The 22,301-nt window shown below is 43.0% G+C and carries 23 protein-coding genes; 16 read left to right on the top strand and 7 right to left on the bottom strand.

Translation table 11 applies throughout. From position 1 onward, the window contains the following. Positions 1 to 20: 20 nt before the first annotated feature. Positions 21 to 1,004, bottom strand: coding sequence for a 3-dehydro-L-gulonate 2-dehydrogenase (yiaK, locus tag BLS28_RS10300; protein WP_091165694.1), 984 nt, complete (start codon positions 1,002 to 1,004; stop codon positions 21 to 23). Between the two features lie 89 nt (positions 1,005 to 1,093). Between yiaK and BLS28_RS10295 the strand changes: the two genes are divergently transcribed. Further along, positions 1,094 to 1,600: a lipocalin family protein gene (locus BLS28_RS10295; RefSeq protein WP_091165691.1), complete on the top strand. Its 507-nt coding sequence runs from the start codon at positions 1,094 to 1,096 to the stop codon at positions 1,598 to 1,600. Between the two features lie 113 nt (positions 1,601 to 1,713). Then, positions 1,714 to 2,292, top strand: coding sequence for a phosphoribosylglycinamide formyltransferase (gene purN, locus BLS28_RS10290; protein WP_091165687.1), 579 nt, complete (start codon positions 1,714 to 1,716; stop codon positions 2,290 to 2,292). A 44-nt stretch (positions 2,293 to 2,336) separates the two neighbouring features. Here the strand turns inward: purN and BLS28_RS10285 are convergent, their stop codons facing one another. Next, positions 2,337 to 2,621: a type II toxin-antitoxin system RelE/ParE family toxin gene (locus tag BLS28_RS10285; protein WP_176844431.1), complete on the bottom strand. Its 285-nt coding sequence runs from the start codon at positions 2,619 to 2,621 to the stop codon at positions 2,337 to 2,339. 14 nt (positions 2,622 to 2,635) lie between these two features. After that, positions 2,636 to 2,872, bottom strand: coding sequence for a hypothetical protein (locus tag BLS28_RS10280; protein ID WP_091165682.1), 237 nt, complete (start codon positions 2,870 to 2,872; stop codon positions 2,636 to 2,638). Between the two features lie 195 nt (positions 2,873 to 3,067). Here BLS28_RS10280 and purH point away from each other — a divergent pair, with 195 nt between their 5' ends. The 6 genes from purH (at position 3,068) to rodA (ending at position 10,653) form a co-directional block, all read left to right on the top strand. Beyond that, positions 3,068 to 4,594 carry a bifunctional phosphoribosylaminoimidazolecarboxamide formyltransferase/IMP cyclohydrolase gene (gene purH, locus BLS28_RS10275; protein ID WP_091165679.1) on the top strand — a complete coding sequence of 509 codons (1,527 nt, stop codon included), beginning with the start codon at positions 3,068 to 3,070 and terminating at the stop codon, positions 4,592 to 4,594. A gap of 273 nt (positions 4,595 to 4,867) precedes the next feature. Then, positions 4,868 to 5,890 (top strand): rod shape-determining protein, encoded by a 1,023-nt coding sequence (locus BLS28_RS10270; RefSeq protein ID WP_090528947.1) that lies wholly within the window; start codon positions 4,868 to 4,870, stop codon positions 5,888 to 5,890. A gap of 126 nt (positions 5,891 to 6,016) precedes the next feature. After that, positions 6,017 to 6,850 (top strand): rod shape-determining protein MreC, encoded by an 834-nt coding sequence (gene mreC / locus BLS28_RS10265; RefSeq protein ID WP_091165676.1) that lies wholly within the window; start codon positions 6,017 to 6,019, stop codon positions 6,848 to 6,850. Beyond that, the gene (locus BLS28_RS10260; protein ID WP_091165673.1) at positions 6,843 to 7,361 is read left to right on the top strand and encodes a rod shape-determining protein MreD; all 519 of its coding nucleotides are present in this window, start codon (positions 6,843 to 6,845) and stop codon (positions 7,359 to 7,361) included. The genes mreC and BLS28_RS10260 overlap by 8 nt, the downstream gene beginning before the upstream one ends. After that, positions 7,358 to 9,391, top strand: a complete 2,034-nt coding sequence (gene mrdA, locus BLS28_RS10255; RefSeq protein WP_091165671.1) for a penicillin-binding protein 2 — start codon at positions 7,358 to 7,360, stop codon at positions 9,389 to 9,391. Before BLS28_RS10260 ends, mrdA begins: the two co-directional genes overlap by 4 nt. Beyond that, on the top strand, positions 9,388 to 10,653 hold the full coding sequence (gene rodA / locus BLS28_RS10250; protein ID WP_112652734.1) for a rod shape-determining protein RodA: 1,266 nt from the start codon (positions 9,388 to 9,390) through the stop codon (positions 10,651 to 10,653). Before mrdA ends, rodA begins: the two co-directional genes overlap by 4 nt. Before the next feature lie 87 nt (positions 10,654 to 10,740). Here the strand turns inward: rodA and BLS28_RS10245 are convergent, their stop codons facing one another. Beyond that, positions 10,741 to 11,814 (bottom strand): DUF8457 domain-containing protein, encoded by a 1,074-nt coding sequence (locus tag BLS28_RS10245; RefSeq protein ID WP_091165666.1) that lies wholly within the window; start codon positions 11,812 to 11,814, stop codon positions 10,741 to 10,743. 73 nt (positions 11,815 to 11,887) lie between these two features. On the opposite strand from BLS28_RS10245, the gene BLS28_RS10240 reads away from it, so the two are divergent. Continuing rightward, positions 11,888 to 12,469 (top strand): thymidine kinase, encoded by a 582-nt coding sequence (locus BLS28_RS10240; protein ID WP_090528965.1) that lies wholly within the window; start codon positions 11,888 to 11,890, stop codon positions 12,467 to 12,469. A 132-nt stretch (positions 12,470 to 12,601) separates the two neighbouring features. Then, positions 12,602 to 12,970: a response regulator gene (locus tag BLS28_RS10235; RefSeq protein ID WP_090528968.1), complete on the top strand. Its 369-nt coding sequence runs from the start codon at positions 12,602 to 12,604 to the stop codon at positions 12,968 to 12,970. A gap of 158 nt (positions 12,971 to 13,128) precedes the next feature. On the opposite strand, the gene BLS28_RS10230 is transcribed toward BLS28_RS10235, so the two are convergent. Continuing rightward, positions 13,129 to 15,312 (bottom strand): TonB-dependent receptor family protein, encoded by a 2,184-nt coding sequence (locus BLS28_RS10230; protein WP_091165659.1) that lies wholly within the window; start codon positions 15,310 to 15,312, stop codon positions 13,129 to 13,131. 138 nt (positions 15,313 to 15,450) lie between these two features. Continuing rightward, the gene (locus tag BLS28_RS10225; RefSeq protein WP_143020729.1) at positions 15,451 to 16,005 is read right to left on the bottom strand and encodes a hypothetical protein; all 555 of its coding nucleotides are present in this window, start codon (positions 16,003 to 16,005) and stop codon (positions 15,451 to 15,453) included. 316 nt (positions 16,006 to 16,321) lie between these two features. Between BLS28_RS10225 and BLS28_RS10220 the strand changes: the two genes are divergently transcribed. From BLS28_RS10220 to BLS28_RS10210, 3 genes are all read left to right on the top strand, one after another. Continuing rightward, positions 16,322 to 16,648: a DUF6686 family protein gene (locus BLS28_RS10220; protein WP_090528970.1), complete on the top strand. Its 327-nt coding sequence runs from the start codon at positions 16,322 to 16,324 to the stop codon at positions 16,646 to 16,648. A 168-nt stretch (positions 16,649 to 16,816) separates the two neighbouring features. Further along, positions 16,817 to 17,665 carry an AraC family transcriptional regulator gene (locus tag BLS28_RS10215; RefSeq protein WP_091165652.1) on the top strand — a complete coding sequence of 283 codons (849 nt, stop codon included), beginning with the start codon at positions 16,817 to 16,819 and terminating at the stop codon, positions 17,663 to 17,665. A 76-nt stretch (positions 17,666 to 17,741) separates the two neighbouring features. Continuing rightward, positions 17,742 to 18,455 carry an SIP domain-containing protein gene (locus tag BLS28_RS10210; RefSeq protein ID WP_091165649.1) on the top strand — a complete coding sequence of 238 codons (714 nt, stop codon included), beginning with the start codon at positions 17,742 to 17,744 and terminating at the stop codon, positions 18,453 to 18,455. 305 nt (positions 18,456 to 18,760) lie between these two features. Here BLS28_RS10210 and BLS28_RS10205 read toward each other — a convergent pair whose 3' ends face one another. Further along, complete coding sequence (locus tag BLS28_RS10205) at positions 18,761 to 19,237, bottom strand: T6SS immunity protein Tdi1 domain-containing protein (protein ID WP_091165646.1); 477 nt, start codon at positions 19,235 to 19,237, stop codon at positions 18,761 to 18,763. A gap of 405 nt (positions 19,238 to 19,642) precedes the next feature. On the opposite strand from BLS28_RS10205, the gene BLS28_RS10200 reads away from it, so the two are divergent. The 3 genes from BLS28_RS10200 to BLS28_RS10190 all read left to right on the top strand — a co-directional run bounded on the left by BLS28_RS10200 (position 19,643) and on the right by BLS28_RS10190 (position 22,224). After that, positions 19,643 to 19,849 carry a hypervirulence associated TUDOR domain-containing protein gene (locus BLS28_RS10200; RefSeq protein WP_091165643.1) on the top strand — a complete coding sequence of 69 codons (207 nt, stop codon included), beginning with the start codon at positions 19,643 to 19,645 and terminating at the stop codon, positions 19,847 to 19,849. Positions 19,850 to 20,193: 344 nt separating this feature from the next. Then, a complete protein-coding gene (locus tag BLS28_RS10195) occupies positions 20,194 to 20,958 on the top strand; it encodes an ABC transporter ATP-binding protein (protein ID WP_091165640.1) in 765 nt (254 codons plus the stop codon). A 141-nt stretch (positions 20,959 to 21,099) separates the two neighbouring features. Beyond that, positions 21,100 to 22,224, top strand: coding sequence for an ABC transporter permease (locus BLS28_RS10190; RefSeq protein WP_090528984.1), 1,125 nt, complete (start codon positions 21,100 to 21,102; stop codon positions 22,222 to 22,224). Positions 22,225 to 22,301: the final 77 nt, after the last annotated feature.

Genomic DNA, 22,301 nt, shown 5'->3' with positions numbered 1-22,301 from the left:
TCAGTAGTCAATCCATCGGTTCACATCGCCAATACCCTCTTCCAAATCTCCTCATCAACCGGAATACCTTCCAATAAATTTCGTTCTCTGGTTTTCAGCATATTTTCGCCAGGGTATGAAACCTGTTCACCATCAACAGGATTGCTGCTTTTGGTGTAGCCCAGGATTTCATTTATTAAACGCTCATTTTGCTCAGTGCCTGTTTTCAGGCAGATAAACACTTGCGATACGCCCCACTCCTTTTCGTGTTCGCTGATTTTTGAGGTAGATTTTCCGCGGCTTAATAAGGTCGCCAGCAGATCAAGCATCAGCGATAAACCCGACCCTTTCCAAAAGCCAATGGGCAGCATCCGCTTTGACTGCAAAATGGCATCGGCATCAGTACTTAAATTCCCTTCTTGATCATAGCCGCCGGGCAATGGCAAACGTTTATTTTGCGATTTGCTTTCCATTAGCTTACCTACCGAGTATTGTGAAATAGCCATGTCCAGCAGGATATGCCCACCCTTACGCGGCACCGCTATAACCAACGGATTATTACCAAGCCGCGGGTCGAGCCCACCCCAGGGCGGCAGATTGGCAATGGTGTTTGTAAAACAGATGCCTATAAATCCGGCATCAGCCGCCTGTAATCCATAAGTGCCACCACGCATCCAGTGGTTGGTATTTTTGATAGCTACACAGCCGATGCCGTACTCCCCGGCCAGTTCAATAGCCCGTCTCATGCACCTGTTTGCGTTTAACATGCCCAGACCAAAATTGCCGTTCCATTGCTCAATTGCGCCCAGATTGTTTACCATTACAGCTTCCGCATCCGGTTTAAACAAGCCTTCCTTTACAGTTTGTACAAAAGCAGGAAACCGGTTAAGGCCATGACTGTAAACACCATCCCTGCTGTTGGCGGCAAAAATGGCGGCGCATTGCCGGGCTTTTTCAAGCGGCAAATCAATACTTAATAGTACCCTTTCAAATTCGGCTTTAAGTTTTTGGTATGGAACGCGCATAGGTTTTGAAATAAATTTAATTTATAGCGTTTATTACAGTATGCTGATGCAAGGTAATCAACCATATTTTATAATTTTGCCTTTAATAAATGAAAAGAACTCCGCTGTTGTTTTTCCTGTTTTTAATAAGCATTGCACTGATTGTTAATTCATGCAAGAAAGATAACTTAAGCCATATACCCGGATTATTAGCAGGTAACTGGCAATTGGCCTCTATAACCGTTACTAATTATGTTGGTGATGCCCAGGTGTCTTTAGATACCTTAAACCAAACTTGCGAGGATACCCAGCTTTTTACCTTCAATGCCGACAATTCCTGCAGCTACACTAATTTTCAATGCAGATCAGATACTGCGAAGGGCCGCTGGTCGCTTACTGCAAATAAATTATTTTTAACTTCAGATTTGGTTTGTAAAGATACCACCAAAGCATCGGGCGGTACCTCAAAGCCATTTGAAAACACTAAAATAGTTACCCTGGGTAATTATTCGCTGGTATTAGAAACAGGAGATGTTGAACCAAACTATTCGGCAACAAAAAAACGACGCATTATGCGCTACGGGTTTATCAGGCAAAAAGTAACTGCCACCCAATAGTTTCAATATTTTTAATTGTAAAAATGGTTTTATTATAATAGTTTCAATGCCAAGTAAACAATCAGCCCGATGAAACTATTGTAGCTTCATCTTCGTTGAAAGAGATATTATCGATGAAAAAAAGAATTGCCATTTTCGCTTCAGGTTCCGGCTCGAACGCCCAAAAGTTAATGGAGCATTTTAAACGCAATGCCGATGCCGAAGTTGTGCTGATACTTACCAATAACCCGCAAGCTTACGTTTTGCAGCGTGCTGATAACTTTGAAGTACCCTCGCATATTTTTAGTCGCCATGAGTTTTATGAAACCGACGGTGTTATCCGTCTGCTAAAAAACTTACAGGTCGATCTGATTGTACTTGCCGGCTTTTTATGGCTTGTGCCACAATCATTATTAAAAGCATTCCCCAATAAGATCATTAACCTGCATCCTGCCCTGTTACCCAAATATGGAGGCAAAGGCATGTACGGCGATAACGTACACCGCAAAATATTGGAAGACAGAGAAGAGGAAAGCGGCATCACCATTCACTTCGTTAACGAAAACTTTGACGAAGGCGAGATCATCCACCAGTCGAAATTTAAAATTGAACCTGGCGATACGCTTGAAATCGTAAAATTTAAAGGCCAGCAACTCGAGCATAACCATTTCCCGAAAGTTGTTGAAGCGCTTTTAAAGAAAATGAAGAGTTGAGTTGCTTAGTGATTAGGGGGGTATCTAAGTTCTTTTATGGGTTATTAAAACAACAATGACCCGTGTATAATTTCGTAAACAGTCAATTCACCATCAACAATTTTAAAGGCTATAACCCAGTCATTGAAATGACTGCAAGAATATTTGAAAGCAGCTAAAACCTGATGGTTACAAATAGAATGCTGTACTCCGGGTACAGCTAATCTTTTGATAGCTGTCTTGAATTTCAAAGCAAATCTTGCACCGCTTCCCGGCGTATTTTTCGATTCTACAAAATCAACAATCGCATCAATAACCTTTAATGCCTTAGGCTTAATAGTAACGTTCAAAATACAGGATGGGCTTATTGGGTATATTTAGAAAAAGCTTTATCTAACGGGATAGCTTCTTCATCAAGATCTTTATTTAAATAATTAATCAGCTCTTCGTTTGTTGCTTTTCTTCCAATCCCCCTCGCGACGTCAATTGTATCCAAATCCTTAACTTCTTGTGTTTGCGCAGAAAGACCAAGCTCTTCAGCCAACTGCATCAACAAGCGGGTCTTTTTTTCCGAATTTGATTGAATGATCACCGTAGTCATATACTAAGTTACCAATTATTTATGAATACCTCAACAATTAGCCTATCGAACGCACGGTAATACACATTAAATATCGCTTGCTATAAAATTTTGATGTGGATAAATACCGATCCTATGCTAATAACTAATCTCTAATTAACCAACCTCCAATTAACTAAATATCACTACCTTTGCGGCTCAAAAAACAGTGTGTACATGAGCCAGTCAGTTCAAATAAAAAATGCTTTAATTTCTGTTTATTACAAAGATAACTTAGAGCCCATCATTCATGAGTTAAACCGCCTTGGTGTAAATATCTATTCAACCGGAGGTACCGAAACTTTTATCCGCAATTTAGGGGTAAATGTGATCCCGGTTGAGGACCTTACCTCTTACCCTTCAATCCTTGGTGGCCGTGTTAAAACCCTGCACCCTAAGGTTTTCGGTGGTATTTTGGCCCGCAGGAGTTTTGATGGAGATAAACAGCAATTAGAGCAATATGAAATTCCTGAAATTGATTTGGTAATTGTTGACCTGTACCCCTTTGAAGAAACTGTACAATCAGGCGCTGGTGCCGAAGATGTGATCGAAAAGATCGATATCGGTGGGATCTCTTTGATCCGCGCAGCTGCAAAAAACTTTAAAGATGTAGTGATCGTAGCTTCAAAAGATGACTACGCCGGCCTGGAAAATATCCTGAAAACGCAGGATGGTGCTACCACAATTGATCAGCGCCGTTCATTCGCTCAAAAAGCATTCAACATATCGTCAAACTACGATACACATATTTTCAACTACTTTAACGAGGCAGAACCACTCCCGGTATTTAAACAAAGCATCCAAACCAGCCAGGTTTTACGTTACGGCGAAAACCCTCACCAAAAAGGAACTTTTTATGGTAACCTTGATGCCATGTTCAACAAACTGAACGGCAAAGAGCTTTCATACAACAACCTGGTTGATGTTGATGCTGCCGTTGCTATTATTGATGAGTTTACCGAGCCTACTATCGCTATCCTTAAGCATACCAATGCCTGCGGTGTAGCTTCGCGTTCATTTATCAAAGAAGCATGGATCGATGCTTTGGCTTGCGACCCGGTATCTGCCTTTGGCGGTGTAATTATTGCCAATGCCGAAATCGACGCTGAAACAGCTACTGAGATCGACAAGATATTTTATGAAGTATTGATCGCGCCTGCTTTCACTGATGAAGCCGTAAAGATTCTATCAGGCAAAAAGAACCGCATCCTGTTGGTTCGCCAGCCGGTTGAACTGCCTGTTAAGCATTTCAAAACTTTATTGAATGGCGTAATTGAGCAGGATAAGGACGCGGTAATTGAAGGCCCGGCCCAAATGACAACCGTTACCGAAAAAGCACCTACCGAGGCCGAATTGAAAGACCTGTTCTTCGCTAATAAAATTGTGAAGCATACCAAATCAAACACCATTGTGTTTGCTAAAAATAACCAGCTAATGGCGAGTGGCGTTGGTCAAACATCAAGGGTTGATGCACTTAAGCAAGCCATTATTAAAGCTCAAAGCTTTGGTTTCGATCTGAACGGTGCGGTAATGGCGTCCGACGCTTTCTTCCCCTTCCCTGATTGTGCCGAACTGGCTGCCGAAGCCGGGATCACCGCCATATTACAACCGGGCGGATCGATTAATGACAAGCTTTCGGTTGCCATGTGCAATGAAAAAGGCCTGGCTATGGTTACTACCGGCGTACGTCACTTTAAACACTAACATTTAAGGTTGACCGGGTTGATTTGGTGAGTAGTTTATTAGGTTAAAAACGTTTGATTGAAGAGTAGAGATTGATTTGGTGAAAAGGAAAAATGTTTTTAACCTGTTTTAACTTAATTTACCTGTAAATCCGGTCAACCATCTAATAAATAAGCTCTATCAACCCAACCCCAACACAATAAATGTGATTTTTTAACGCTTAAGTTTGCAAAATGCTAAACTATTTAAGCGTATTTTTATAAACTTTGCATAACATACTGAAAGAAATACCAGATGGGTTTATTTAACTTTTTTACACAAGAAATTGCTATCGATTTAGGTACAGCAAATACCCTCATTATACATAACGACAAAGTTGTTGTTGACGAACCCTCGATCGTGGCGTTCGACAGAACAACCAATAAAGTGATTGCCATTGGCAGGCAGGCCATGCAAATGGAAGGTAAAACGCACGATAATATCCGTACCGTGCGCCCGCTTAAAGACGGTGTAATTGCCGACTTTAACGCCGCCGAGCACATGATCCGCGGGATGATCAAAATGATTAACCAGGGTAAGGGATGGTTCTTTCCATCACTGCGTATGGTGATCTGTATCCCATCGGGTATTACCGAGGTAGAGAAACGTGCCGTGCGCGACTCGGCCGAGATTGCCGGCGCAAAAGAGGTTTACCTCATCCACGAACCAATGGCTGCAGCTGTAGGTATTGGTATAGACGTTGAGGAGCCGATGGGCAACATGATCATTGATATTGGTGGTGGTACAACCGAAATTGCCGTTATCGCTTTATCAGGTATTGTTTGCGACCAGTCAATCCGTGTTGCAGGAGACAACTTTGATTCGGACATTGTGCAATATATCCGTCGCCAGCATAACATCATGATTGGCGACCGTACTGCCGAAAAAATTAAAATTGAGGTTGGCGCCGCGCTTCCTGAACTAAGCGAGCCGCCGGGCGACTTTGCAGTACAAGGCCGTGACCTTATGACCGGTGTACCAAAACAAATCATGGTATCATACACCGAAATTGCACATTGCCTTGATAAATCAATTTCAAAAATTGAAGAAGCGATATTGAAAGCGTTGGAAATTACCCCTCCCGAGCTTTCGGCCGATATTTATCAAACCGGCATCTACTTAACTGGTGGGGGTGCTTTATTGCGCGGTTTGGATAAGCGTGTGGCTGCCAAAACCAAACTACCCGTTCACGTTGCCGAAGACCCTCTTCGCGCCGTAGTACGCGGAACCGGCACCGCCCTTAAAAACATTGGCAATTTTAAATTTTTAATGCAGTAACTGAGTTAGTAATTAGAGGTTAGGGATTGGAGATTAGTTATTATTAAAATACTTATCTCCGATTCCTAATTTCTAATTTTGCTATAGACAACTAATCTCTGATCTCCAATTAACTAATCTCCAACAATGCGTAACCTTTGGATATTTATTACTAAGTATAACGCGTTTTTTTTATTCCTGATTTTTGAGATTAATTCGCTGCTTATATATATCAAATACAACTCGTTTCAAAAAGCGTCTTTTATTAACTCAACCAATAAAGTAACCGGTACCTTGTACAGCCAGGTTGATGCTTTTAAAGAATACCTGTCATTAAAAGAAACCAACGATAGCCTTGCCCGCGAAAATGCCAAACTTCGCGGCCAGCTCAAAGCTTCTATGTATGTTGATACTGTTGAAAAACACAAGGTTAATGATACCGTTTACAAACAACAATATACTTATATTGTAGCCAAGGTAATCAATAATTCATTCAATAAACGCAGCAACTACATTACTATTAACCGGGGCAGCAGGGATGGGATCCAAAAAGATATGGGTGTAATAACAGGTACAGGCGTTGTGGGGCAGGTTATTGCCGTAACCGAGCATTTAGCTATTATCCAATCGGTTTTGCATAAAAACACGCGGTTTAGCGCCATGCTTGCAGGTACTAAAGATATAGGCTCGTTTGTATGGGGTAACGATCTTGATCCGCACAGGGGGGTATTGATAGATATCCAGAATAATGCTCAGCCCAAAATTGGCGATACGGTGGTTACCTCGGGCTACTCGCTTTTCCCAACCGGTATACCGTTTGGCAAAGTTACCAACCTGCATGCCAAAGGCGGCGGTTTACTCATCAACGTTGAGGTAGCCTTAGCTGTTGATTTTACAAAGCTTCAATACGTTTACGTGGTAAATAACAAATTTGCCGGTGAACAAACGGTACTGGAGGCCGTACAAAACAAAAATGAGTAGGACTATCCTTGTTAACCTTGTTAGGTTTATAGTTTTGGTTTTTATGCAGGTTTTCCTGTTAAAAAACATCACGTTTTATAATCTTGCCACCCCTTATTTCTATATCCTTTTCATTTTGTTGCTTCCCTTTGAAGTACCTAATCTGCTGCTGTTTGTACTCTCGTTCCTGACAGGCCTCACTATTGATGCATTTTATGATACCCCGGGGCTTCATGCTGCGGCCTGCGTTGTGCTGGCATTGGTACGCGTACTTTTCATCAGCATCACGGTACAAAAGGATGGCTTTGATAACGAGCCCGAACCTACTTTGAGTATCATGGGTTTCAGGTGGTTTTTTACTTATGTATTGATACTTACTTTATTCCACCACTTTTTCCTGCTTAATTTAGAGGTTTTTAGTTTTTCTGAAATACAATACACACTAAGCCGTGTTGTTTTGAGTTCATTGTTTACCGTATTTTTAATACTAATTTCGGGCCTGCTATTTTTCAGAAGGAAAGAACGTAAATGAATAAGTTTTTTGAGCGCCGCTACGTTGTTACCGGTATTTTTATAGCTATCATATTAGCCCTGCTGGGAAGGCTTTACTATATCCAGATAGTTGATGACAAGTACGAGATCTATGCCAACAGTAACGTAAGACGCACAACCATACTTTACCCTGCCCGCGGGCCTATACTCGATCGTAACGGCAAAATCCTTGTACAAAACGAACCCATTTATGATGTTACCGTTAACCCCAAGGAAGTAAAACCTTTTGATACCATGTTATTTTGCAAAATGATAGGTATCGACAAAGAGGGTTTCGACAAACGCTTTACCAAGGCTAAAAAGCAATCGCCTAATACAGCATCCGTATTTGAAAAACAACTTTCTGTTCAGTTGTATGCTTCATTGCAGGAAAAGTTGTTTGAGTTTCCGGGCTTCGCTATAGTGCCACGCACCATACGCACCTACCCCGACTCGGTAGCGGCACAGTTTTTAGGTTTTATTGGCGAGGTTACCGACAGGGACATCAAACGCTCAAACGGTTATTACCGCCTTGGCGATTATATCGGCGTTACCGGCGTCGAGAAGGCCTACGAAAATGTATTGCGCGGTCAACGCGGTGTACAGGTACAAATGGTAGACTCGCATGGTGTGCCCAAAGGTTCATTTGCCAACGGCGCGCTTGATACCGTGCCCCGTTCGGGCGAACGTCTGACCTCGTCGTTAGACGTTGACCTGCAAAGGCTCGGTGAAAAACTGATGCAAAACAAGCTGGGCAGTATTGTAGCCATAGAGCCATCATCGGGCGAGATCTTATGTTATGTGAGCAGCCCTACCTATGACCCTAACCTCATGGTAGGCCGTCAGCGCGGTAATAACCTTGCCAAAATGTACAATAACCCGTATAAGCCATTTTTCATAAGGCCTATCCAGGCGCAATATCCTCCCGGCTCATCATTTAAACCATTAAGTGCCCTTATCGCGCTGCAGGAGGGCATCATTAACCCCAGCGAAACTTTTTATTGTACCGGTAATTACCGGGCAGGCAACCGCATTGTACACTGTAACCATGGCGAAGCACACGGCACGGTAAATATGGCCCGAGCCGTGGCCGAGTCATGTAACGGCTACTTCTCAATGGTTTTTCAACGTATTGTTGACCGGTACGGGGTAAAAAATACAGAAGCCAATTTCACCGCATGGCGAAATAATGTAATGAAATTTGGCCTTGGTGCAAGGCTGGACCTGGATATGCCTGCCGAAAGCCGTGGTAACGTGCCCACGCCTTTACATTATGACAATGTTTATCATAAAGGCGGCTGGCGTTCAAGCACCATCGTTCCGCTGGCCATAGGCCAGGGCGAGTTATTAGCAACCCCTTTGCAAATGGCTAACCTGGAGTGTACTATTGCCAATCGCGGGTTTTACTATAAGCCCCACCTTATCAAGGCAATCGGTACTAAAAACGTAATTAAAAAAGAATACGTTGAAAAAAACTATGTTGGGATAGATTCCGGATATTTTGAGCCTGTTATTAACGGAATGCAGGCAGTGGTTGAAAACGGTACAGCCCGCAGGTCAAAAATACCTGATATTATTATGTGCGGTAAAACCGGCACCGCGCAAAATCCGCATGGCGAGGATAACTCAGTATTTGTAGCTTTCGCCCCACGCGATAATCCTAAGATAGCGATTGCTGTTGTAGTTGAAAACTCGGGCGAGGGTGCGCATTGGGCCGCTCCTATTGCAAGCTTCATAGTTGAAAAATATCTAAAAGGTAAGATCAGTCCGCGCGAATCGGGAATTACAGTTGATTATTATGCAAATGCAAACCGCCTGCCCGATCTTAGCCTTTATGCTCAAGACCTACAAAAAGAACGCAGGCGTGACAGTATCAGGGCGGCAAAGGTTGATTCCATCAAAAAGTTCAAAGCCGATTCAATTAAAAAATTCAAGGCCGATTCGATAAAAAAAGAAAGGCGCGAATCAGCTTATAGCAATAAACCGGCGAACTGGATTAAATCATTAACGGGCGGGAGGGCAAGATCATGAGCACTCAGCAGCGGAGTTTCTTCTTCAATGTAGATTGGCTTACAGTTTTTTTGTACCTGGTACTTTGCACCATTGGTTGGTTCAATATTCATGCTGCAGTTTTTGACGTCAATCACCCCAGCATAGTTGATGCCTCAACAAACTACGGTAAGCAGTTCATCTTTATTTGCGTATCTGTAGTGATTGGTATTGTTATCCTGCTACTCGAAAGCCGGTTCATTGCTGCCCTGGCCCCCGCATTTTATGTGGTAATAGTTTTGCTGCTGATACTGGTGTTGGTAATAGGCCGAAACGTAGGCGGTAACCAGGCCTGGATCAACATGGGCGGCGGTTTCCGGCTGCAGCCTTCGGAGTTTGCCAAGTTTGCAACCTGTTTATTGCTTGCGCGATATTTAAGCGGCACCAACATCCGGGTTACCGAACCCAAATCATTTTTAACGGCCGCCGTGATTATCGGGTTCCCAATGTTGCTGATCATGCTGCAGCCCGATACCGGTTCCACACTGGTATTTTGCTCTTTGATATTTGTTTTATACCGCGAAGGGCTTTCTCCTTATTTCCTGGTGATAGCGGGGTTGTTCATCACCCTTTTCGTTACATCGCTATTATACAATCCGCTGTATATTATCCTGATCCTGGCTGTAATAACCGCTTTCATTATCTTTTTATTTAAGCGTAACAGGCAGCTCATCAAAACCGTGATCATCGGCCTTGCAATCTCGATAGCGTTTATATTCAGTGTAAAGTTTATTTATACCCACGTTTTAAAGAAACATCAAACAGAGCGTATTAACATACTACTGGGTATCACCACCGATTTAAAGGGAAAAGGCTATAATGTAAACCAGTCGAAAATAGCTATAGGCTCCGGAAAAATGTGGGGTAAAGGCTATTTACATGGTACACAAACCCAATACTCGTTTGTACCCGAGCAAAGTACCGACTTTATTTTCTGCACAGTCGGCGAAGAATGGGGCTTTGCAGGTTCATTAACGGTAATAAGCCTTTTCATGTTCCTGATATTACGGGTAATTCTCATTGCCGAACGGCAGCGATCGCCTTTTACGCGTATTTACGGTTACGGTGTAGCTTCCGTGCTGTTTTTTCACGTAGTGATCAATATCGGTATGACCATTGGCGTAGTGCCCGTTATTGGTATCCCTTTACCGTTCATCAGCTATGGAGGCTCGTCGCTGTTAAGCTTTACCATGCTCCTGTTCACGCTTATCAAACTCGATTCAAACCGGAAATCGAATGTTTGATAATTTTAGCCAGAAGTCCGTAAGTCAGAAAGTTGGGGTACCTCTAAAATCGTCTTCACCATGAACCATCAACTATGAACTAAACCGCTACGAAGCAGGATATCTCCGTCGTAACAAAGCGTAAAACTTATCGGCTGTTGATGCTTTACTTTCCCAGTTATTTTTAACTACGTAGTTTGTTTTCAGGAAGCGTTCGGCTTCTTCAAAAGTGTTAAAGCGGTTTACTATCTCAATAGCTTCACTATAGGCCAGGCTGTAACCATTAAACAGATCTTTTATATAAAGCAGCTTATCATTCAGGTTTATGGCCGATTTAAGATCGGTAACCGGCAGCTCGGCAGTGGTGCTTGCCGCGTTGTTAGCTTTCTCGGCTTTTTGGGCCATCATCCTTTGATTAAAGGTCAGTACCTGCTGGCTGCTACCTGTATCTGCCGAAGGAGCTGTAGCAACAACAGGCTCTGCTGCGGGTTTTACGGGCTCAATTACCGGCACGGGCTTTGGCTGTTCGGCTATGGGTATTACTTCCACCGGCTTTTCGGGAAGTTCACCAATCAGCTCTTCCTGCTCAAACCTGTCAGCTTCATCATCCCAGGTATCAGCCTCGTTTAAATTTAGTTCAAAGCTGCTTCCTTCAGGAATTTCCTGTTGAAATGAATAAGTATCCGTATCTTTTTCGGCAGCGATATTTATTTGCGGTTCGGGCGTTTCCTTTATTTCGGGCGCGGGGTTGATCACCTCTATTTTTACCGGGTTAAACGGCACCGGAGCTGGTGGTTCAGCATCGCTGGTAAGTTCTATGTTATCAACCGGCACAGGGATGTGCTGTTGTACTACCGGTTCAAAAAAGCGCTGCTCATGCAAGGCTTCCTCCTTTGCAGGCGGAGGCGTTACCGGCACCGGAGCGGGAGGTAACACCAGAGTTACCGGTGTATGTTCTTCAGCTGCCGGCTGGTTTTTTTCTGCAAGCAGTGAAGGAGCTGCCGTGCGCTCGTTGATGCGACGCAGTATTTCGGCATGGTCTTTTAAAAAATGGGCATTGGCTACAAAAAGTTCTAATTCAAGCTCGTTAAGTTCGCTGGGATCAGCTGCAAGGTAGTCGTATTGATCATTAAGCTCTTTTAAAATCCCACCTATCTTTTTAAATACATCCATTTGCTTCATGGCCTCAATGTTAGGAAAATGCTTACCAAAAATAGGATTAAATTCTGATATTTGCCGACTATAAAAGTCATAAATGGTATATCACGAAGAGGTTTTCAGGCGTAAAAGCGAAGTAGGCGGCAGTATTGAGGTTATCTGCGGATCAATGTTCTCGGGCAAAACCGAAGAGCTGATCAGGAGGCTTAACCGTGCCCGCATTGCCAAGCTTAAGGTTGAGATTTTTAGCCCCAAAGCCGATACCCGTTATGGCGAAGATGCCATTATTTCGCACAATGCCAGCAAAATAACCTCTACCCCGGTTGATAGCGCTTCGGCTATCTTACTGCTGGCCAGTGATGCCCATGTGATAGGTGTTGATGAAGCGCAATTTTTTGACGATGAACTCCCCGAGGTATGTACCGTATTGGCCAACCGCGGCGTACGTGTAATTGTAGCCGGTTTGGACATGGATTTTAAGGGCCGTCCATTTGGCTCTATGCCCAACATTATGGCCATTGCCGAATCGGTAACGAAACTGCAGGCCGTTTGCGTAAGGTGCGGCAACCCGGCCCAATACTCGTACCGCCTGGTACATGATAATTCAAAAATATTATTAGGCGAGAAGGAAAGCTATGAGCCCCGCTGCCGGGCATGCTACAATACCGTTGCTGGTTAACATTTAATTAAATAATATATTTTTTATTTAATACTATAACTAAAACAAATACCGGGTATTTGATTGTTATGTACTTAAACACAGCAGCTTCAAAAAGAAGGTGCTTTAATAAAGTATAAAGCAATCAAGCTTATGGCAAAAAAGGTTTTAGTTATAGAGGACGATAAAGATATTCGCGATACCGTGGTGTATGTATTGGAGGAAGAAGGTTACGAAGTAGTACAATCCGACAATGCCCGAATCCTGCGTACCCTGACTACTATTAACCCCGACCTTATTTTGCTTGATAACTGGCTTACCGATTGGAGCAGTGACGCCAACGGGCAACAGCTAAGTAAAAGTATAAAAGACAATCCGGCTACCAGCCACATCCCCGTGATCATTATTTCGGCCGTGAGCAATATCAAAGAAATTGCCAAAGCCGGTAACGCCGATGGGTACCTTGCCAAGCCATTTGATCTGACATCTCTTTCAGAGATCGTAAAAAAGCATATCAAGTAAGCAATCCTTATCAGTATAAATAAAACGGCCCTCCATTAATTTGAAGGGCCGTTTTGTTAGGCCTCACCTAAATCCGCTCCAAAAGAAGAGGACTTTTGAAGAAATGCCGTTGAACACTTTAAGCACTCCCCCTCTCTTGAGAGGTTTTGGAGCCCGGGCTATATTTTCACGCCAAACCCAATATTAAACGTACGCCCGTCGGCCGGTAAAATGCCCGGTCCGGGGTACATGTTAATACGGCGTGTAAAATATTTAGCGTTAAATAAGTTGTTCACACTGGCTGTGAGATGGTAGTTTTTTAGAAAACCATAATTGAAAGCCCAGTCGAACAAATGATACGCGGGCACTATGCCGGTAGCGCCTGTGGCATTAAAAGTAGTATTATTGGCATCACTAAAGCTTTTTCCTACATAGCTGTATTGCAGTGTGCTGCTTACATGGCCGCTTAAAAACGTTAAACCTGCACGGTCTATCCAATAGGGAGTGCCTTCCAGGTTGTTATCCTTCAAACTTACATTTTTACCATTTTGATTGATAGAACCACTGGTGTAACGACCATGCGTGTACGATAGCGAATTGAACACACGGAGATCACTCCCCGAAGATTTATCAAACGGGCGGATCAGCGAAACTTCGGTAAAGGCCTCAATACCTTTAGCCACGCCATTACCAATGTTGGTCATGTAAAGATGGGTTACGTTATTGGCATCAGTTTGGGTCAATGTACCTGCCCTGTTTCCGTAGTAAACGTAAAAAGCATTAACATCAAAACTAAATACTGTGCTGATATGGCCGCGGTAACCCAGGTCGGCATCATAACCTTTGCTGTCCTTGATGTTCGGATCGATAATGGTCAACTGATCTGCCGGGGTAACGGCAGCATAAATATAAGGGCGGTAAGCCTGTGCAATATTACCGTAAAGCTGGTTTCCGCCGGCAAACTGGTATTGCAAACCAGTACCAAACAGCGGAAAGTTGCGATTATCCTTATAGCTTACAGGCACCGTACGGTTTACAATAACACCCGAAGTAGTGGTATTGATCTGCTCAAAACGCATACCGGGGGTAACTGTAAATGCCTGAGTTAGCTGGAACATATTTTCGGCAAAGGCTGCATAGTTTAAAGTATGCAATCTCAGGTCGATGCCATAATCTTTAACCAGGCGCAGGTCAAAATCAGATGCTGCCGTGCCTGTGCCTTTTTGCTTACGTTTGGTAGTTTCTTCAAAATACCTTATACCTGCGGTAAACGAGCTGCTGAGATTACCGAGTTTGTACGTATGCAGCAAGCGGGCTTCGGTAGTGAAACCGGCATAATAATCACGGTCGACCTGGCGCGGATTAAACGTTTTCAAACTTGTATTAACTGTATCAGGTATATTGGCCGTGTTAATGAACTGCACACTATTACGCTGACCAAACAGTACATGCGAGGTAACTTCCAGCCTGGTATTTTTATCAAACCGGTAATTGAACAACAATGCCGGGACATTAATTTCAGGATTAAAAAAATTACGCGCACGGGTCGACTGACGATTGTTTGCTTCAAATTGTACGTCGGTTAAACCACCGGCTATTTGCTGCCTGTAATCTGATCGTGAAAACTGGAAAGCTATGCTGCCCTGATCATTAAACTGGTATTTGAGGCTGGCGTAGTAAGCGCGGGAGTTAAAAGTGGCATCAGGCCGCCAGCCGTCGCCGGTGCGGGCGCTGTAAAAAGCATAATAACTAACCTTGCCCGCTTTGCCGCCAATGGCGTTATACGAATTGAAAAACCTGTTTGAACCGGCCGATTGTTCGCTTTCAAAACCCAGCACCTTAGTGCTGTCGCCTTCTTTAAGTTTGAAGTTAACCATGCCGCCAAACTGGCTGCCAAATTGTAATGCCGCCGAACCTCGCACTATCTGAATTTCGCTTACCGCCTGGAATGGCACATTATAATGATTTTCGGGATAGCCAAACATATCCGAGTTGGTGTTATAGCCATTTTGCCTGACATTGGTTTCGATAGAGCGGTGGGTGTCCGTACCCCGGGTACCGATATTGAGCTGTAAACCGGCACCGTCCATCTCCCAGATGTTAACGCCGGGAATTTTTGCAAAGGTCATACGGGCATTATTATTAGCCAAGTTTGCTTTTCCGGCGTCAAGAAAAATATCAAAGGTTTTTTTCCCGGCAAAAATGTTGGTACCGGATACATTGGGCAAATGTTTTAGCCTGCTTTCTTTAATAATAACACTGTCAAGCTGCAGGGTATCTTTAACGCTTTTATGCTGTGCCCGGGCAAAGCCCGCGCAACACATAAATAGCACGGGTAATGAAATTTTATAAAGGGTATTCATTTATTCAAATAAAAAGATTTTGGGGGATGCTGCTCAGGCACAATAATGATTAACGGGCAATGCATACGCGCAGCGTATTACAGGCATATCAATGCGAGTTATCAAGATTGAGGGAACAAGTTAATTACCGGATATAATTTAGGCAAGCGCCATTTCCGGAGGCCGACCGCCGACAGATACAACAGCATCAGGTATACTTATATAAATAAATGTGCCGGGAGGCTGAACAGGCTCTGCCGGTTTTATAAAAGCGTATGAAATTTCAGGGTAATTATACTTAGCGTCGCTACCCAATTTTTTTTCTGATGATTCATGTGTGCGTTTGCTGATAGGTTTACTATATAGCTTTTTAGCGCAGATCACATTTTCATTCAGCAACCTGGTAGTTTCATAGTTGGGAATGCACTGCACATACAGCGTATCGCGGGTAACCCTTAGTTTTACATAGTTGTACGAAACACCATCCAACTGTAACTGCCCAGAAACATTCACATAACTGTCCCAATCATGTATAAAGGGCAGGTTTTGGCCAATCTTAATTTCAATGAGATCGCGCGTATCATATTTACCCCTGGCAATTTGCCGGGCAATTACTTTGTTTGATCTGTTAAAAAAATATTGATTAAGCGCCATGTACCCCAGCAAATTGAGCATATGGGTAACTAACATTACAATGGCAAAGGTCTTTTTCAATCAATAATCAGTCTAAACAACAGCAATGCTACACAAATTTCAGGGATATAATAGGTCATATATTAAAAAAAATAAACTCAAAGTATTTAATTCTGAATGCTTTTTGGAGTTTTCTTTATTTTTATTTGGATTTATTCTAAATAACGTATTTCTTTGTTGCTGTTAATACACTTGCGCAACACAGAAGCCGCCAGCCCATTAACAATTATTGATTATTAATGCTTAAAATATAAAGTCCTGTTCTGTAGTTTAATTGTTTATATCAAACATTTAATCAGCAGAGCAGGCACCAATTCATTTTTAATTACCGGAATTTATGTGCGATGCTAAAATACTCAGCCAAAAGGGAACATCGGTAGTAAGCCGTTGCTCCGAATGCCAATGCCTATTTATATGGCACCATAACCTGATCCTTAGCTTTACACCCGATCAATTTATCCAGTTTAAAAATTTCGCTATCGATCTTGATTTCGGTGATCATTCTTTCCCATTTCCCGACGGACAGGAACGCGTGGTGATGCGTACGCCGGTCAATGATATCCAGCTTACCTTTACTGTTGATGAGTGGGAAGACTTTCATGTTGCAATGGATGAAGCTATTTATATGCAGGAGATTTATGCACTGGTTGATGGCGGTAAATAAATCCCCGAATTATTGTAATTATATAGCTGAAAGCAGAATGCACAAAGCCAAAAGTTAATTTAGCTGAATAAATTAACAGATTCTATATAAAATAAATTCCTTGGCCTGGAGAAAATGTACCTCCCGGTTAAAGATCGCGTTACCATAATACAATAACTACCCTGCAAAATGAAAGATATCCCTGTACACCAGCTACATGAACGATCAAACATAGGCTTTGAAATCAGGCACTTTGAAAGCGGCGAAGATTCAAAAAAAGTGCCGATGGGCGCCCATCGCGACGATCATTACCTGTTTTTTTTGATTGAAAACGGATCAGCATCGCTGATGATAGATTTTAACGAAGTTCATTTTTGCGAAAACACATTTTATTATATTCTGCCAGGACAGGTACATCACCGGATAAATAATGCACTTGCCGCCGGCTGGTATGTAGCCATCGATTCACAGCATATTCCGGCCGACTTCCGCAATATTTTTGAAAACCAGCTTTTTTTGCAACAGCCTTATCAGCTCAACGATATTGAATTAAAGCAATACCAGCAGCTCCTTTGCCTGTTGCGCGAAAAAAATAGTGAAGATGATAACAGCGCTTTCTTTTTGCCGGTTTTGCAATCGCTCATACAATCATTTACCGGCATGGCAGCAGCCACTTTCAGTAATGTTTATACGCCCGAAAAGCAGCTTTCAAGGCCGGCACAAATTTCACATCAGTTTAAAAAGTTGTTGTTGAGGCATGTGCGCACAATTAAAGGCCCTTCGGCATACGCGGGTATGCTTAATGTTTCCGAATCATATCTTAACGAGGTTTTAAAGAAAACCACCGGTTTCCCGGTAAGTTACTGGATAACTCAGGAAGTAATGCTGGAAGCAAAAAGATTACTGTATTACAGCGGCCTCAACGTAAAGGAGATTGCGCATGCACTGGGCTATGATGACCATACCTATTTTTCCCGGCTGTTTAAAAAAGCTGCATGCATTACCCCACTTGAGTTCAGGGACAAACACCATAAATAATCCAATATTTACCCCGAATTTACTATTTCAGGAGGCTAAAATTCAATGTTTCTTTGTAGTATCAAAACACTACACCATGGAAACATCCACTCTTCATAAATTAAAAAGAAAGGCTGGCAGCTTGTTTGAAAACCAACTTTTACAAAGCGGCAGGGTGCTTGAAGTAAGGCACTGGGAGCCGTCGACCATGATTGAGATCGACTTGCACTTACCACAGGCCGATATGCAAAGCTGGCACGAAATACCCTACATAAAAATAAAAGTTGATAACCTCACCTATCGCGATTATACCCCAGCCGGCTGGGATGCCGAAACCAGCACCTGCACTCTGTATGTTGATGCTGCTCATAGCGGCCCCGGCAGTAAATGGGCTAAACAACTTCAAAAAAACGATACCGTACGCTATTTAAAAATCCGTTCTACCCGGCACGCACCGGCCGGTACCCCGGCTATAATAGGCCTTGGCGATGAAAGCAGCATGGGGCATATGCTGGCCTTACAGCAAATGGTATTACCCGCAACGCGTTTTTCGGGCGCTATAGTTATGGCGGATGAAAATCACAGGGGTTTGTTTGGAGAGTATTTCAAATCGCCCTTAAAGCCTATTGAACGTAATGATGTATACGGCCACCACAGCCTCATCCAGTGGGTAATGGAACAACAGTATAACCTTGAACATTCAGTATTTTACATTGCCGGCAACCATACCATGGTTGGCGAATTACGTAAATTATTAAAACTGCAGGGGTACCCGTCAAGCCAGATCAGGATACAGGGTTTTTGGTCGTAGAAGCTTGTTTAAAAGCGCTTCTCCCTTACCTGAAACTCGTTCACCGACATTTTATGCCGTTTCACCTAAAATAACTGTTAAACAATGAGCTAACGGCACATCTTTGCGGCAAATAACATTATCATGAAAACATTCTACAATCCACTTATAGCTGTTATGATCTCCCTGCAGGAGCATACGGTAACCGTTATCCAGGCGTTGGCTAACCTGATCAGTTAATATATTCATCTGCCTATGAAAAACAAAGCCGCTTTGCAAGATTGCAAAGCGGCTTTTTAATATTCAAAATTTATTTAAAACCTCAATTAGTCGACTATTTTAATTTTGACGTTTGTTCCATTGGGTAGATCTTTAATTTGCTCACCAATAATACCGATGAATTCGAAATGAATTTTAACATCGACAGGCTTAAGATTGTTAACTGTATATTCTCCTCCTAAAACCGGCATTTTCTTATAGCTGTAAACCTGGTGATCACCTAAATAAATACAGGCATCTTCAAGTTCCTTTAACAATTGAGGCATGAACCAGTTATCCACTTTTTCATCGTCATTTAAAAAGCTGTAAAACTCTTGTTTATCATCAGCAACTTTCGATAAATCACACATATCCGTTGCAAGCCAGTAAATACAATCATCATATCCTATAAAGAACAGATCGCCCAGCTTTGATATCATTAAAATTTCCTTGAAATCTTTTATCAACCATAACCAGGTATCCATTAAGCCGGCAGCATTTATACCGTTTAAATTTATTATAAGCTCATCTAAATAGTAATCCATATAAGTTAGATTGTTAACACCTACTCTCAAAGTTAATATCCCTTCTGAGGTTTTTGCTTTTTACTCCCCAAAGTTTTACCGACGATATCACTTTTTTACCGGTATTTCTCCGATGTTTTACTGCCGTTCACCGATAACCGCACTTGCTTCGCCTAATAAACCTAACGGCAGGGTGCCTTTTGTGTGCAATTTTGGATCACTAAACAACAACAAATAAATGCCATGAAAACTTTACTCGCAATTCAATTGATCCATTTAGTTATGAAAGCCGCGGAACATGCCGTTGTTATCGTTCATTCTATAGGTCATTTAATAAAATAATGTCCCGGCACCCCGAGGGATGGTTCTTTCACCTTTGATAAATCAATAACCCAAAACGCATGTTATCTTAAAAAGGTACAGCGTATGAAAAAAGGAGATGAAGTAACCTGGAAATGGGGAAAATCCCAAGCTGAAGGCCATATCGTTAAAAAGCATGATAAGCCGGTAAGCAAAACTATAAAAGGCGCAAAAGTTAAACGCAATGCCAGCAAACAGGAGCCGGCTTATGAAATTGAACAGAAAAACGGCAGCAAAGTGCTGAAATCTGAAAGTGAAATAAAGGCTCCCTGATTGGAGGAACTTTTGCAAAGGGTATTGCAAGCCTGGATGATAATCATTCGGGCTTTTTTGTGCGTTGAGTCGCTTAAATCCCTGGCCTCTGAATTCGAATGATATTAGGTGTGGAGGGCTTGTCATCCTGAGTGTTTAAATCCGGAGGCCTCTGAAGGTGAAATGACAAAAGAGGGCCTGTCAGTCTGAGCCTGTCGAAGACTCGCGCAGAGGCCTGCCCACCATGCTTCGACGGGCTACCCATGACACCCTTTTTTTATCTTCCAATCCGCTTTCACCGTAAAAATTGCGCACTTCGCCGAAAAACTCATGGTTATTTCATGAATGTGATGCATTTTTACCCTATGACAAAACAACCTATCATCACTGTAAACAACCTGGTAAAAAACTATGGCGATTTTGCAGCCGTTAAAGGCATTAGTTTTGAAGTTTACGAAGGCGAGATCTTCGGCCTGCTTGGCCCCAACGGTGCCGGTAAAACCACTACCCTCGAAATTATTGAAACCCTTCGCGATAAAACATCCGGCAGCATCATTGTTGATGGCTTCGACATTGAAACCGATGCCGACAGCATCAAAAAACGTATAGGCGTACAGTTACAAGCCGCCGGTTATTACCCCAACCTCAACCTGTCGGAGTTGATCGTATTGTTTTCGGGCCTGTACGGTATCGACAAAACACCGATGGAGATGCTGGAAAAAGTTGCCCTTACCGATAAAGCAAAGGCTAAATATAAAGACCTTTCCGGGGGGCAAAAACAGCGTTTTTCTATCGCCACTACATTAATCAATAACCCAAGGATCATATTTCTGGATGAGCCCACAACCGGCCTAGACCCGCAGGCCCGCCGTAACCTTTGGGATTTGATCCGCGAGATCCGCGACCAGGGAACCACTGTAGTGATCACTACCCACTATATGGATGAAGCCGAAGTACTATGCGACCGTGTTGCCTTTGTCGACGGCGGCTACATCATTGGCATTGATACCCCCGACCATTTTATCGACGAGCTTGTAGCCACAGGCTTTGAACGCAAAAAGCAGGTAAAACTGGCCAACCTGGAGGATGTATTCATTAATTTAACCGGCAAGGAATGGCGGGAAGGATAGCCCCCCAGCCCCCTGACGGGGGAGCCAGTATGCAGTTTTGAGTTTGCAGTTAGCACTCTAAAATGCTCCATGCCCCAATGACGCTGACAGGCAAAATGACTCAATGACCTAATGACGCCTAATGGCAAATGACATAAAAGGATGAACAATAAATACAGCAATACAAAAGCAACCCTGGCCATTGCCAAAGCCAGTTTCCGGTCGATATTACGCAGCCCTTCGGCGGTGGTGTTTACGCTGGCTTTCCCATTAATATTTATCATTGTTTTTGCTAATATTGGGGGTGGCGGTATGTCGATAGATGTGGGCGTAGCCAAAGGCAGCGATACATCCGCCAATAACCCGGTTTACACTGCGCTTAAAAAAAACAAGATCATGCACCTTATCCATGATCAAACGGCTGATGAAATGAGCAAAAACCTGGCAAAAGGTAACCTTGATGCAATACTTGATCTTAAACCCTTTGCTCCCCCTGCTTCGATGACCGTTCATGTACAGTACAGCCAGGCATCGGGCGATAAAGGAAGTGTATTAAAATCAGCCCTGAACAACATTTTTTATCGTATTCAGTCGGAAGAATTGAAACGCATTCAGTCGTACACCACAGTTAAAGTCCCCAACCTGATCGACCTTAAAGAAGAAACCATAAGCGGCCGCCCATATAAATACATCGATTTTATTTTACCCGGCCAACTGGGCTTTTCGTTGCTAAGCAGTGGTGTTTTTGGTACAGCTTTCGTATTTCTGAGCTTACGGTTAACATTGGTTATCAAACGCTTTTTTGCAACCCCGGTTAAACGTTACAGCATTGTTTTGGGCGAGGCTATTGCGAGGCTGGCCTTTTCCCTGTTAGGTTCGTTATTTATTATACTGGTTGGGCATTACATGTTTGGTTTTACGCTGATCCACGGCGTAACAACTGTACTAAATATGCTGGTACTTTCGGCCATCGGGTTGATCATTTTCATGGGATTCGGCTTTACTGTATCTGGCATCGCCAAAAACGAAAGTTCGGTGCCGCCGCTTTCCAATATTATCACATTGCCGCAGTTCCTGCTTTCGGGCACTTTTTTTTCCATCACCGCCTTCCCCAACTGGCTGCAATATATCAGCAAGGTATTACCGCTTACCCATTTAAACGATGCCATGCGCAAAGTGGCTTTTGAGGGCGCGGGTTTAGGTGACGTTACACACCAGTTACTGATTCTTTTTGCCTGGTTTATCGGAATCTATGCGGTGGCCGTAAAAACGTTTAAGTGGGAATAGCAGGAAAGATGCAGGATTTGAGATTTCCGAATAACCGCGCTTGACGCCTTTTTGCTTCGTACTACCCCAAATTTTAA

Source organism: Mucilaginibacter gossypii (assembly GCF_900100945.1).
GTDB classification, from domain to species: Bacteria; Bacteroidota; Bacteroidia; order Sphingobacteriales; family Sphingobacteriaceae; genus Mucilaginibacter; species Mucilaginibacter gossypii.
The sequence above is the reverse complement of the archived record's forward strand: the minus strand, read 5'-3'. Positions and strand labels throughout refer to the sequence as shown.

What these genes read in the sequence shown, in the direction of transcription:
- BLS28_RS10235 (WP_090528968.1), top strand. Translation starts at nt 12,602, where the DNA reads ATGGCAAAAAAGGTTTTAGTTATAGAGGACGATAAAGATATTCGCGAT.
- BLS28_RS10280 (WP_091165682.1), bottom strand. Translation starts at nt 2,872, where the DNA reads ATGACTACGGTGATCATTCAATCAAATTCGGAAAAAAAGACCCGCTTG.
- BLS28_RS10200 (WP_091165643.1), top strand. Translation starts at nt 19,643, where the DNA reads ATGAAAAAAGGAGATGAAGTAACCTGGAAATGGGGAAAATCCCAAGCT.
- BLS28_RS10195 (WP_091165640.1), top strand. Translation starts at nt 20,194, where the DNA reads ATGACAAAACAACCTATCATCACTGTAAACAACCTGGTAAAAAACTAT.
- mreC (WP_091165676.1), top strand. Translation starts at nt 6,017, where the DNA reads ATGCGTAACCTTTGGATATTTATTACTAAGTATAACGCGTTTTTTTTA.
- BLS28_RS10215 (WP_091165652.1), top strand. Translation starts at nt 16,817, where the DNA reads ATGAAAGATATCCCTGTACACCAGCTACATGAACGATCAAACATAGGC.
- purN (WP_091165687.1), top strand. Translation starts at nt 1,714, where the DNA reads ATGAAAAAAAGAATTGCCATTTTCGCTTCAGGTTCCGGCTCGAACGCC.
- BLS28_RS10270 (WP_090528947.1), top strand. Translation starts at nt 4,868, where the DNA reads ATGGGTTTATTTAACTTTTTTACACAAGAAATTGCTATCGATTTAGGT.
- BLS28_RS10230 (WP_091165659.1), bottom strand. Translation starts at nt 15,312, where the DNA reads ATGAATACCCTTTATAAAATTTCATTACCCGTGCTATTTATGTGTTGC.
- rodA (WP_112652734.1), top strand. Translation starts at nt 9,388, where the DNA reads ATGAGCACTCAGCAGCGGAGTTTCTTCTTCAATGTAGATTGGCTTACA.
- yiaK (WP_091165694.1), bottom strand. Translation starts at nt 1,004, where the DNA reads ATGCGCGTTCCATACCAAAAACTTAAAGCCGAATTTGAAAGGGTACTA.
- BLS28_RS10190 (WP_090528984.1), top strand. Translation starts at nt 21,100, where the DNA reads ATGAACAATAAATACAGCAATACAAAAGCAACCCTGGCCATTGCCAAA.
- mrdA (WP_091165671.1), top strand. Translation starts at nt 7,358, where the DNA reads ATGAATAAGTTTTTTGAGCGCCGCTACGTTGTTACCGGTATTTTTATA.
- BLS28_RS10245 (WP_091165666.1), bottom strand. Translation starts at nt 11,814, where the DNA reads ATGAAGCAAATGGATGTATTTAAAAAGATAGGTGGGATTTTAAAAGAG.
- BLS28_RS10205 (WP_091165646.1), bottom strand. Translation starts at nt 19,237, where the DNA reads ATGGATTACTATTTAGATGAGCTTATAATAAATTTAAACGGTATAAAT.
- BLS28_RS10260 (WP_091165673.1), top strand. Translation starts at nt 6,843, where the DNA reads ATGAGTAGGACTATCCTTGTTAACCTTGTTAGGTTTATAGTTTTGGTT.
- BLS28_RS10220 (WP_090528970.1), top strand. Translation starts at nt 16,322, where the DNA reads ATGTGCGATGCTAAAATACTCAGCCAAAAGGGAACATCGGTAGTAAGC.
- BLS28_RS10240 (WP_090528965.1), top strand. Translation starts at nt 11,888, where the DNA reads ATGGTATATCACGAAGAGGTTTTCAGGCGTAAAAGCGAAGTAGGCGGC.
- BLS28_RS10210 (WP_091165649.1), top strand. Translation starts at nt 17,742, where the DNA reads ATGGAAACATCCACTCTTCATAAATTAAAAAGAAAGGCTGGCAGCTTG.
- purH (WP_091165679.1), top strand. Translation starts at nt 3,068, where the DNA reads ATGAGCCAGTCAGTTCAAATAAAAAATGCTTTAATTTCTGTTTATTAC.
- BLS28_RS10295 (WP_091165691.1), top strand. Translation starts at nt 1,094, where the DNA reads ATGAAAAGAACTCCGCTGTTGTTTTTCCTGTTTTTAATAAGCATTGCA.